Source organism: Lactiplantibacillus brownii, from assembly GCF_031085375.1.
GTDB lineage: Bacteria > Bacillota > Bacilli > Lactobacillales > Lactobacillaceae > Lactiplantibacillus > Lactiplantibacillus brownii.
The window spans coordinates 664,870-676,916 of sequence record NZ_JAVCWF010000001.1 but is presented as its reverse complement, the minus strand read 5'-3'; the positions used below and the strand labels follow the sequence as shown (position 1 = coordinate 676,916).

At 43.9% G+C, this 12,047-nt stretch carries 10 protein-coding genes; 1 reads left to right on the top strand and 9 read right to left on the bottom strand.

Features of this window, described 5'->3' with window-relative positions:
• Nucleotides 1-65 precede the first annotated feature (65 nt).
• From pnpS to RA086_RS02760, 8 genes are all read right to left on the bottom strand, one after another.
• On the bottom strand, nt 66-1,460 hold the full coding sequence (gene pnpS, locus RA086_RS02795) for a two-component system histidine kinase PnpS (protein WP_308702395.1): 1,395 nt from the start codon (nt 1,458-1,460) through the stop codon (nt 66-68).
• Nucleotides 1,453-2,172, bottom strand: coding sequence for a response regulator transcription factor (locus RA086_RS02790; protein ID WP_308702394.1), 720 nt, complete (start codon nt 2,170-2,172; stop codon nt 1,453-1,455). The genes pnpS and RA086_RS02790 overlap by 8 nt, the downstream gene beginning before the upstream one ends.
• A 5-nt stretch (nt 2,173-2,177) precedes the next feature.
• On the bottom strand, nt 2,178-3,356 hold the full coding sequence (locus tag RA086_RS02785; protein WP_308702393.1) for a PDZ domain-containing protein: 1,179 nt from the start codon (nt 3,354-3,356) through the stop codon (nt 2,178-2,180).
• Nucleotides 3,357-3,540: 184 nt separating this feature from the next.
• Nucleotides 3,541-4,657, bottom strand: a protein-coding gene (prfB, locus tag RA086_RS02780; RefSeq protein WP_308702392.1) for a peptide chain release factor 2 whose coding sequence is annotated in 2 segments (ribosomal slippage) — nt 3,541-4,584 and nt 4,586-4,657 — 1,116 coding nt in all. Because the reading frame shifts where the segments join, the coding sequence is not laid out codon by codon here.
• A gap of 94 nt (nt 4,658-4,751) precedes the next feature.
• Complete coding sequence (gene secA, locus RA086_RS02775; protein ID WP_308702391.1) at nt 4,752-7,115, bottom strand: preprotein translocase subunit SecA; 2,364 nt, start codon at nt 7,113-7,115, stop codon at nt 4,752-4,754.
• A 269-nt stretch (nt 7,116-7,384) separates the two neighbouring features.
• On the bottom strand, nt 7,385-7,951 hold the full coding sequence (hpf, locus tag RA086_RS02770; protein WP_137615811.1) for a ribosome hibernation-promoting factor, HPF/YfiA family: 567 nt from the start codon (nt 7,949-7,951) through the stop codon (nt 7,385-7,387).
• Between the two features lie 133 nt (nt 7,952-8,084).
• Entirely contained in the window at nt 8,085-8,762 is a 678-nt protein-coding gene (locus tag RA086_RS02765; protein ID WP_308702390.1) for a ComF family protein, read from the bottom strand.
• Nucleotides 8,728-10,074: a DEAD/DEAH box helicase gene (locus RA086_RS02760; RefSeq protein ID WP_308704400.1), complete on the bottom strand. Its 1,347-nt coding sequence runs from the start codon at nt 10,072-10,074 to the stop codon at nt 8,728-8,730. The genes RA086_RS02765 and RA086_RS02760 overlap by 35 nt, the downstream gene beginning before the upstream one ends.
• A 72-nt stretch (nt 10,075-10,146) precedes the next feature.
• On the opposite strand from RA086_RS02760, the gene RA086_RS02755 reads away from it, so the two are divergent.
• Nucleotides 10,147-10,788 (top strand): YigZ family protein, encoded by a 642-nt coding sequence (locus RA086_RS02755; RefSeq protein ID WP_308702389.1) that lies wholly within the window; start codon nt 10,147-10,149, stop codon nt 10,786-10,788.
• 70 nt (nt 10,789-10,858) lie between these two features.
• Here the strand turns inward: RA086_RS02755 and RA086_RS02750 are convergent, their stop codons facing one another.
• Nucleotides 10,859-11,764 (bottom strand): phosphate ABC transporter substrate-binding protein, encoded by a 906-nt coding sequence (locus RA086_RS02750; protein ID WP_308702388.1) that lies wholly within the window; start codon nt 11,762-11,764, stop codon nt 10,859-10,861.
• Nucleotides 11,765-12,047 lie beyond the last annotated feature (283 nt).

The window sequence follows — 12,047 nt, the reverse complement described above, 5'->3', positions numbered from 1 at the left end:
CACCGTGATAGATAAGGACACAAAAAAAGATGATTTAGGTCAACTCGACGCCTAAATCATCTTTTTTAATGGCTTATTTTCAATGGAAACGTGACAGTCATCGTCGTACCGACACCACGTTGGCTTGTCACTGCAATCTGTCCGTGCATTGCCGTCACCAATTCTTTAACGATAGCCAGTCCAAGACCAGTCCCACTAACCACTTGCTGTGACCGAGATGGGCTAGCGCGATAGAAACGTTCAAAAATACGTTGCTGATCATCCGCACTAATGCCAATGCCGGTATCTTTAACAATCAAAACCCAATTCATCTCATCGGCCTTTGCAATCACAGTAACCGTTCCACTCGGTCGATTATACTTAATCGCATTTGAAAGTAAATTTTTGACGATTTGACTCAGCTTTTGCACATCCGCAGTAACCGAAATGGCAGGATCAACGTCATCTCTGACCGTCAATTGCTTACTCTGAATAGCCTGTTGCAGTAAAGATAGCTCTTGGTCAACCAGCGGCTTTAACTTAATGGTCTGACTCGCTAAACGTGTGGTACTCTGAGCTCGGATTCGTGATAAGGACAACACGTCTTGAATCAAGTCAATCAAGCGTTGACTTTCGTCCGCAATGATCTTCAAAAATTGATCCAAGGTAGCTGGATCTTCTTTAGCACCACTCAACAACGTCTCAGTAAACCCAGCAATTGCCGTAATTGGCGTCTTCAACTCATGACTGGCATTGCTGACAAAGTCATCTTGCATCTGTTCAATCATATAAACTTCTGTAATATCATAGAGCATCAGCACAATTTGGTAGTGTGAACGACTATTTTGAATATAAACAGTCGTTGCCTCCACTACTTGCGTATTCGGCGCTGGTGTTAACGTGACCGTTGCCCGCTGATTTTTTTGCGTCGTAATAGTATCTTCAATCACTTTAGTTAGCGCGTATAACTGAATATCCTTCGTATATAAATGTGCCACTGAGTTGATTGATTGGGACAACAATTCACTCATCGCAGGATTTGAAAGCTGAACTTGCCGATGATGATCAATAACCATCACTCCGATCGGCAAATACCGCATGATCATCATCAATTCTTTTTCCTGTAATTCGGCTCGTCGTGTCTGATTTCGTTGGTAACTTTCCAATTGATTAACTGCCTGTGACAAGCTATATAACGGATCATTTTCTGGCAACAAAATATGTGGTGGAAACTGTTGACTGCTCATTTGCCGCAACTTGGCTTCCATGCGGTCAATCGTTTTTTGTCGTTCACGTTGTCGAAACCACACGATACCAGCTTCAATCAGTGCGAGCCCGACCACCGCCACCAATAGGCAAAGTACCAGCGCCGTTGACCATCGAATGACTGAAAAATGTTGCACGACAATTAAGCCGAGCAACAGCATCAGGATATTTTCCAAGGTTAGCAGGCGCCAAGTTTGTTGCCACTGGTCATGCATGATCCGCACCCACAAATTCGTATCCAAAACCACGCACAGTTCGGATTAACTGGGGATCTTTAGGATCAACCTCAATTTTTTCTCGCAAATGTGAAATATGAATATCCACAATTCGCGTTTCACTGGCATAATCATAACCCCAAACATGATTTAGAATGGCATCACGACTTAAAACACGGCCCTCACGTTCAATAAAATAAACGAGCAATTCAAACTCTTTGGGCGTTAAACCAATATTTTTGCCATTACGCGTCACACGATACTTATTCTGATCAACACGCAAATCACCAATGACGGTAATCGCCCGATTAGGGGTTGGCGCTGGGGTCGTTTCGGTATCATCAACAGGTGTCATCCGGCGAATCACCGCCTTGATCCGTGCCAAAACTTCCCGTGGTGAGAAGGGTTTCGTGATATAGTCATCAGCACCTAATTCTAAGCCGAAGACTTTATCAAATTCATCATTTTTGGCCGTCACAATAATAATTGGCGTCCGGACTTTCTCTTGACGCAACCGTTTAGTCACTTCCATACCATCTAATTTTGGCAACATTAAATCTAATAAAATACAAACAAATGATTCTTCTAGTCCTAACGACAACGCGGCTTCCCCATCCGTCGCTGTCACCACTTCGTACCCAGCTTGTTTCAAGTTATATGATAATAACGTCACAATTGCTGGTTCATCGTCGACTACTAAAATCTTATCCATGGTCGTTAATCCTCCTGATCAGTGAATAACACTATCCCTAACTCGTGGGGTGCCCCACTATAAATCGCCGTTTCAGTAATAATTAATTCTTGTTGGACGTTCCGAACTTTCAGATGTACGTAAGTCGGACTCGTCAAAATTGCGGCATAAAATTGCGCCTCTGAATGGACCGGCTGACGATTACATTCCAAGATCACATCGCCAATACTCAAATTAAGCTTGGCTGCGGGGGTCTTGGGCCGCACCCCAATGACTCTGACCCCTTGATCCGTATCAGAAAACCAAAATTGTTGGTGTTGATCGTGATAGCGATGCCGCAATAAACTGCCCCAAAGAAGGACCACTAACACTCCCAACAAACCGATTAACCATTGTGGGCTAAGTGCTAACCAACGCGCCGCCAGTGCGAAAATGACACTTACAGCTGCGACTAGCCAATAGTCCTTCGCTAATCGCCGCCAAGCCACCTGTGGCTGCTGTTTATAAACTTGGACACTTGCACCTAACAATAATGGTAATAGCAAAACACTAAACTGTTGTGTGCCGACTTGAAAAACAGGCCACCAGGGTAACGTCGCATGCAACCAATCCCCTGGAATTAGGACCCCAACTGGGATAACCAATAGCTGTTGCCAACGGTAGCGCACGATTCGTTTGCCACGCTGGTCCGGCCGAATTTGTGGTGAATTTAGTTGTGTGTCTCGACGTCGCAATAAAACAGCGGTCGCTGCCAAACCTAAACCCAGAATTAAAAAGCCACTAATAATCACGCCACTATTCAAGCCTAATGAAATGACCCCATGAGTCCGTAAGCGAGCGCCAATTTGAGCCACTAAGCTTGGATTCAGGACCCAGTAAACTAGCCAACTCAACCCAAATACCGTTACTGGTGTCAAGCGAGTCGGTATCAATAATAAACTCAAGACCGCTAATAATTCATAGATCACGACCCAGATTGGCGAAACGACTAAGCCCAAAGCTAGGCTGACCACAGTCGCAATCACGCCAAATAATAACCCATCTTTAAAAAAATTACGGACTTCCAAATAGTGCGCATCAATCGCACTTCTAAAATGTAACCGTTCATAATGGACACGGTGACGTGCTGCCAAATAGCAGCGAATCAACCCAATCCAAACCAGTGGTTGAATCAAAAATAATTCCAGTACTTTCCATACGTGCATGCGCGCTGCTCCTAACGTTAAACTCTGAGGCTAGTATAGCATTTTTACTATGGCACACCAATGCTGTCCACCACGAGTTTCTCCCCGGCATTAACGAATTAATGCTCCGTCATTATAATACTGATAAACAAAAAAATACTAAGTCGACCCACCGATTGCTAAGTCAACTTAGTATTACTTTTAGCTATTGTGGATTACGTTGCGCCAATTTCCATTGCAAATAAGCATCAATAAATGGATCTAAGTCACCATCCATGACCCCTTGACCATCATGGGATTCATAATTTGTGCGATGGTCTTTCACCATGGTATAGGGATGGAAGACATAGGAACGAATTTGCGATCCCCAGCCAATATCCAGTTGTTCACCCTGAATAGCGGCGCGTTTTTTAGCCTTTTTCTCTTCTTCACGCTCATATAGTTTTGCTCGTAACATGTTCATCGCCGTTTGGCGGTTTTGAAGTTGCGATCGTTGTGCCTGACTAGCAACCACGATTCCAGTTGGCAAATGCGTAATTCGAACAGCTGATGACGTTTTATTGACATGTTGTCCACCCGCACCACTAGCGCGATAAACATCCACCTTTAAATCATCTGGACGAATCTCAATCTCAACACTATCATCCAATTCTGGCATCACATCGACACTCGCAAAGGAGGTGTGCCGACGCCCAGCTGCATCAAAAGGTGAAATCCGGACTAATCGATGCACACCCTTTTCTGACCGCAGATAACCGTAAGCATTGTGCCCACTAATCAGCAAGGTCACACTTTTGATGCCAGCCTCATCGCCAGCTTGATAATCAACGGTCTCTACCGTGAAATGATGACTAGCGGCCCACCGAGTATACATGCGCAACAACATTGAACCCCAGTCTTGTGATTCCGTGCCACCAGCACCAGGATGAATTTCAAGGATCGCATTGTTTCGATCATATGGGCCATCCAGCAATAAGTTCAACCGATACTGTTGTAAATGATGCTGAGCTTTAGTCAAATCAGTTTCAAACTCAGCCTGCATTTCAGCATCGGGTTCTTCATTCAATAGTTCGTACGCCACAGCAAGATCTCCAACTTCATCGGCTAATTGCTGATAGTCGTCAAACTTACCTTTTAAGACATTATTATCGTCAATAACTTTTTGGGCCGCTGCTTGGTCATCCCAGAAACCTGGTTCGGCCATGCGAGCTTCATTTTCTTGGATGCTTTCATTTAAAGCATCTAAGTCAAAGCGACCCCCTAAAGTTGTTAACGGCAGTTTGCATTTCTTCAATTAAATGTTTCGTTTCACTTAATTCCACAAAGCACCCTTCTTTCAACTTATTTAAAATGATTTACTTGGCAAAAAACGTAGTCGGACCAAAGCCAACTACGTTTTCACCGATTAATGTTTAATTAACGTTGGATATTTTGACGAATTTCAGACTTCATGAAGAGTCGCGTTGTATCATAATCGATATCCGCAATCATTTCTTCAAACATCCGATACCCATCTCGTTGGTATTCAACCAATGGATTTAATTGACCATAACCACGTAACCCAATGGATTGACGTAATTGATCCATGGCATCGATATGATCGGTCCAATGCGCATCAACCACTCGTAAAACAACCACCTTTTCGAATTCGAGCATTTGCCCGGCATCATAAAGTTGTTTGGCTTTATCTGCATAAATGGTCTCAACACGTTGCATCAAATAATCTTCAATATCAGCTTGTGATTTATCTTTCAAATCATCGACCGAAATCGCATCTTCCTTGACCATTGCCGCCGTGGCAAAGTCAACGATTGCTGCCAAGTCCCAAGTCTTTTGATCGCCTTGGGTATGCAATTGAACTGTCCGTTCAACCGTTCGCTTGATCATTGGCATAATGACCGACTTCAAAGACTTCTCTTCCATGATAACCTGTTGACGTTCCCCGTAAATCACTTCACGTTGAGCCCGCATCACATCATCATATTGCAAGACGTTTTTCCGGGAGTCGTAGTTGTTCCCTTCGACTCGTTTCTGTGCCGATTCCACTTGACGTGTGATCATCCGTGATTGGATCACCGCATCATCATCTTCAACATTCATCCGTTGCAAGAAGTTCTTGATTCGTTCTGAACCAAAACGCAACATCAAATCATCTTCCAATGACAAGTAGAACTGTGACATACCAGGATCACCTTGACGACCAGAACGGCCTCGTAACTGGTTATCAATCCGTCGAGACTCATGTCGTTCAGTCCCAATAACTGCCAAACCGCCAAGTTCTTTGACGCCAGGTCCTAATTTAATATCAGTCCCACGACCAGCCATGTTGGTGGCAATGGTTACCGCCCCACGTTGCCCAGCGTTCGCAACGATGTCCGCTTCCTTCGCATGGTTCTTAGCGTTCAAGACCACGTGCGGGATACCGGCTTCATCCAAACGTTGTGACAAGTATTCAGAGGTTTCCACGGCGACCGTCCCAATTAACATGGGTTGACCTTTTTTGTGCAATTCAGTAATTTCTTTAACAACTGCATTAAACTTACTCCGCAAAGTTGGATAAAGTAAATCTGAACGGTCATCCCGAATCATTGGTCGGTTGGTTGGAATCGTAATAACTTCCATGTTGTAAATTTCACGAAATTCTTCTTGTTCCGTTTTCGCCGTCCCAGTCATCCCAGAAAGCTTCTTGTACATCCGGAATAAGTTTTGGTAGGTGATATTCGCCATAGTCTTGGTTTCTTCTTGGATTTCAACATGTTCTTTGGCTTCGATGGCTTGATGTAACCCATCTGAGAACCGTCGTCCATCCATAATCCGACCTGTAAACGAATCCACGATCATTGCTTGACCGTCTTGAATCACATAATCCTTATCCTTCAACATGATGTAGTTGGCACGTAGCGCTTCATCTAAGTAATGGTTTAGGGCAGTATTGTCCGTATCGTACAAGTTAGACAAGCCAAAATACTTTTCAGCCTTCCGAATCCCTTCATCCAATAACGCAACCGTCTTGGACTCTAGATCAACCTTGTAATCTTCTTCTTTAGTTAACGTCTTGGCAAAGCGGTCCGCCCGCTTATACATCCCAGTCGTCCCTTCGGATTGGCCGGAAATGATCAGTGGTGTCCGCGCTTCATCAATTAAAATTGAGTCAACTTCATCAATAATCGCAAAGTTTAATGGGCGTTGAACCATGTCTTCACGATAAACGACCATGTTGTCCCGCAAGTAATCAAACCCAATTTCACCGTTAGTTGAATAGGTAATATCAGAATTATAAGCTTCGCGCTTCTCTTCAGGCGTTTTGTCTGCACTGTTAATACCGACGCTCATGCCTAACCAGTGATAAAGTTCACCCATTTCGGTCGCATCACGTGCTGACAAATATTCGTTAACCGTGACAACATGTACCCCATCACCGGAAATAGCATTCAAATAAACCGGCATGGTGGCCGTTAAGGTCTTCCCTTCACCAGTTTTCATTTCGGCGATATCGCCTTCATGTAACACGATCCCACCTAAAATTTGCACGTGGAATGGATATAAGCCAAGCACCCGTTTAGCGCCTTCCCGGGCGGTCGCAAATGCTTCTGGGAGCAAGTCATCTAGTGACTCGCCTTCTTTATATCGTTCACGGAATTCTGGTGTTTTCGCTTTTAGGTCGGCATCGCTTAATTTAGCATATTCGTCAGCATAAGCTTCAACCTTGTTCGCAGTTTTATCAAGACGCCGAATGACGCGCTTGTCGCTTTCAACCCAGCGTTTTAAAATGTTGGCCATTTACGTATCCTCTCCAAATAATAATTATTAAGTCATCGATTCTTTATAGTCTATTTTCAAAATAAAATACCATCTGTAATTTTACCATTTTTTAACGTTAATGGGAACTACACTAGCCCAATGTAACCGGTATCGAAGCGGTTTATTTCAAATTTTAGCGCCAACAAGCCCCGATTTTTAACATTCTTAATGATTAACGTCACCAACAGAAGTTTTTTTGTAAATTAAAAGAACTGGCCAAAGACCAGTTCTTTATTTGGGCATTCAATTTATTGATCGTCGCCAGTTTCAATCAAACCATAACGACCATCGTTTCGCCGATAAACGATATTAATGGCATCCGTTTCCGCGTCTTCGTAGATGAAGAAATCATGACCAAGCATATCCATTTGTAAGATTGCTTCTTCATTATCCATTGGTTTCAATGAAACCCGCTTCGTACGTACAACATCTAACTTATCGTCCTGATCGTTATCAGCAGCTGCAACCGTTTCATCAGTCGCCGCAAAGTCAATGGCTTTATAGCCCTTTTCACGGGACTTGCGATTGACTTTGGTCTTATACTTGCGGATTTGGCGTTCGAGCTTGTCGGTTACCAAATCAACACTAGCATACATATCAGGAGAAGTTTCTTCTGCCCGGAGAACTAAATAGGGAAGTGGAATCGTTACTTCGACTTTAGCAGTCTTGTCTGGGTGAATCTTCAAGTTGACGTGAGCAATTGAGTCAACGTTATTGTCAAAGAATTTTTGTAACTTACCCACCCGTTTTTGAACATAGTCACGAATAGCTTGTGTCACTTCGATATTTTCACCGCGAATATTAAAATTAAGCATAGATCTTCTCTCCCTTCACACACATTACTGTGTACCCAAAGTAATCAAAGGACCACTCTTTCATTACTTTGCTTAAATTCATTATAATAGAAAGCGCTATAATAAACAATCCAAATGCCATTTTTCATCATAATTAACGGGCTAAAGTTAGCCCTATCACTGACTTGGCACCGTTTTCCAGGATTAGATCAGCAGCATGCCGTAACGTCCGTCCAGTTGTATAAACATCATCAATAATAACGACCGTTTTACCCGTTAATGGCGGTGCCGTAGTGGTAAGTTTAAACGGCTGTGCGGTTAATAAACGCTCTTGACGTGTCTTACGCGATTGTGGGATCACTTTGTCACTTTCCTGAGTTTGCAACCAAGTTGGATTTTCACCGGCCGCCAGCCAACCAGTCACTTGATTAAACCCGCGCGTCACCATGGTCATCGGTGTCACTGGAATTGCGATACTCAAATCTGGCTGCATTTGAGCCAATTTTGTTCGTAAGACTTGTTGAAAGACAAGTCGGAGTCGATAATCCCCCTTAAACTTATATTGTTCAAAATAAGCTTGCATCGCGTCATTGTATGTAAAGGGCGCTTGATTGTAAAATGCTTTTTGTGGCCAGCGTTGACAATCATGACATAATGACCGCTGGGTTTGTGAACGTCCGCAGCCGATACAAGCTTGACTACTCACAATTGGCGTAAAGGTTTGCCAACAAGTTGCACAGACGACCGGCGCAACTAGTGGCTGCCAGCTCAGCAACCAAGGTAAAGTGAGTTTCGGTTCAGTTGTCCGCTGACACAACAGGCATTTGGTCACGTAACCGCCGTCCTTTCCGATTAACCAATTTAATTTGACGAATGGCACGCTTAACCGGACGTGCATAGGAACTACAGATAAACCGGACTTGTCCGGTGGGGTGTTCCCGTGAGCGCCCCACTCGACCAGCAATCTGAACTAACGCCGCGGTGGAAAAGATTGGCTCATCAGCTCCTAACACAATCACATCGATTCCTGGCAAAGTGACCCCCCGTTCTAAAATGGTCGTCGTCACTAAATATTGTACCGTTGTCGCCCGCATCGCTTGTACTTTGGCTAACCGTTCTGGGTCAGTCGAATGAACGGTCAGTCCTTTTAAGGTTGGATAGGCTTGTTGAATCGCCGCCTGAACGACAGCCAATTGGGCCACTCGCGGGACAAAAACTAAAAACCGTTGACCGCGCTTAACGTAATCAGTTAACCAATGTCGTAGTCTTGAAGGCAGCCGTCCGGCCTGAATCTGTGTCCACCACTTCGGTTGCAACGTCACTTTGATTGTCGGCAATAATTGTTGATGGAAACGTAATGGCAGATAACTTAGACTCAGCGTTTGACGCCGAACCTCTCGTAACAACTCTCGACTCGGTGTCGCGGTTAAATATAACAAGGCACTGACGGGTTTTAATGCCTGCTCAACGGCATAACCTAAACGCGGATTAGCCGCAAACGGAAAGGCATCGACTTCATCTACAATGAGAACATCAAACGCTTCCCGAAATCGCAATAACTGATGTGTGGTACAAATTGTCAGCTGGCAATAGCGATATGGTGCCGTCTGTCGGCCATGCAACAACGCAATTTCTAAATCTGAAAAAGCGGCCTGTAGTCGCGGATATAATTCGATACACACATCTACCCGGGGTGAAGCAATCGCAACCCGCCAGCCTTGAGCTAACGCCCATGCTAATCCCGGAAACAACATTTCCGTTTTCCCTGCACCGGTCACTGCCCATAATAAATGTCGTTGGTGTGTGGCAAAGTTATGTTGTATCATTTCAGCACAAGCTGCTTGTTGCGTCGTTAACTGACCGTGCCAAGTCAACCGTCCTGTCTTCGGAAAATCATTTGGTTCAGGAATGTGATAAAGTGAAGTTAAGGTACTAATTCTGCCTAGATTCAAACATTGATAACAATAAAATTGTTGTCGTGGTAATTGGGCCATTTGACGGTTTAATAAACTCCCACAACGTTGGCATTTCAATGTCTTGGCTGTCACTTGCAAGCCAATCAATTTCTGGGTCTTTGCTGGTAACGCCTCTGCTTCAGCAGCCGTCAAAGCAATCTGACGGCCGTATAGCTCAGTTGCTTGCATCATTTTCCGCCCCCTTTACCACTTAACTACGAATTTTTAACCCGCATTAATTTAAAAAGGAGCTGATTCATTTTGACCGAGCCATATTATACATTGGCCACTGATACAGTTTTTGAACAAACGATTAAGAAGTCACGATTTATCGCTCATTTGTATCGTATTACGGATGAATCCGATGCCCAAGCTAAAATCGCTGCCGTTCGTGCCGCAGATTCCAAAGCCACTCATCATTGCTTTGCTTACGTCCTTGGTGATGACGATCATATTCAACGAATGAGTGACGACGGTGAACCCTCTGGAACCGCTGGTGTCCCAATCTTAGAAGCCCTAAAATTAAATCAAGTTCATGATGTTCTTGCTGTTGTAACGCGTTACTTTGGTGGCATCAAGCTTGGCGCTGGTGGCCTTATTCGAGCTTACAACAGTACACCCGTTCAGGCGATTCAGGCAATTGGCAAAGTTCAACGCGTCCGCCAAACCAAATTAGCGGTCACAATTGATTATCGCAATGTCGATGCCTTAACTTATTATCTGACACAGCACCATTTAGCCACATTAGATACCCACTATGCGGTAAAAGTACAATTGATCATCGCGGTGGACACAGCGGCTGTTGACACCACTCAAACTGCTATTACCAATCTTCTCAGCGGCCAAGCCACGTTTAGCAATCAAGGCGAGCAATATAACGAGGTCCCACTTACAACCGAGTAATCATAAAAAAGCACTTTTCAAGGTCAGCATAGCCGACGATTGAAAAGTGCTTTTAGTCATTTAAATTTAATTATTTAAGCGTGGTAATCTTACCAGATAACCCACGATCAACTTTCATTGAAGTCAATGGAATATAGCCTAACTTCTTAACTAAGTTCCCTTGAACACCCTTGGAAGTCATGTAAGTCAAGAAGGTCTTGATCTCACCAGTTGGGGCACCCTTAGTATACATATGTTCGTAAGCCCAGATCTTCCACTTGTTATTGGCAACGTTCGCTTCAGTTGGCTTAACGTTATCAATTGAAAGTGGTTCAAGACCAGACTTGATGTATGAAAAGGCTAAATAGCTGATGGCACCTGGCGTGGTTGAAACGATTTTTTCAACTGTCCCATTTGAATCTTGTTCTTGGCTTGTCGCAACTTTAGCGTTGTCTAAGCCCCATTTTTCAAAGGTTGCCCGTGTCCCACTACCTTGAGCCCGGTTCACAACGGTAATCTTTTCGTTCTTACCGCCAACTTCTTTCCAGTTAGTGATCTTGCCTTGAAAGATTTTAACCAATTGATCTTTAGAAACGTTGGTCACGCCAGCGGCTTTGTTGACAACTGGTGCCATCCCAACAACGGCAACTTTATGATCAACAAGTCCTTTAGCATCGAGACCTTTTTGTTCTTCAGCGAATAAGTCGGAGTTACCAATATTAACAGAACCCTTAGCAACTTGGCTTAACCCGGCACCAGAACCACCACCTTGAACATTGATCGTTACATTCGAATGTTCATTTTGGAAGGCTTGACCGGCTTGTTCAACTAATGGTTGTAACGCGGTTGACCCGGTTGCAACAATCTTAGTCGTCTTAGAAGACTTTGCGCTACTGCTGCTAGTGTTCTTAGTACTAGTTGCTGAACTACTACCACAGCCAGCTAATAAGATGGTCATTGTTACGGCCAGCGCCCCTAATGTCACTGCTTTTTTCATAATTGAAACTCCCCTTTTCCATTTTGCACTCATAATTAGAACAATCAACGTCGCCCAGCTAAAATAGCAAGTCTGGGTAGAAAGTACTATATCGTGATGCGAGCATGATCACTGTTTAGCTTGGACGATTCATTGACTGCCATTTGGAACAGTCTTTATATTACTGGCCGTTTGTAAATTCAAAATGATGTTTATGTAAAACCCTTGTATAGTTTTCGTAAAGGCTACAAATTTCAACCTAATCAACCACAACAAAAAAGACCTGATAACCATAACGTTATCA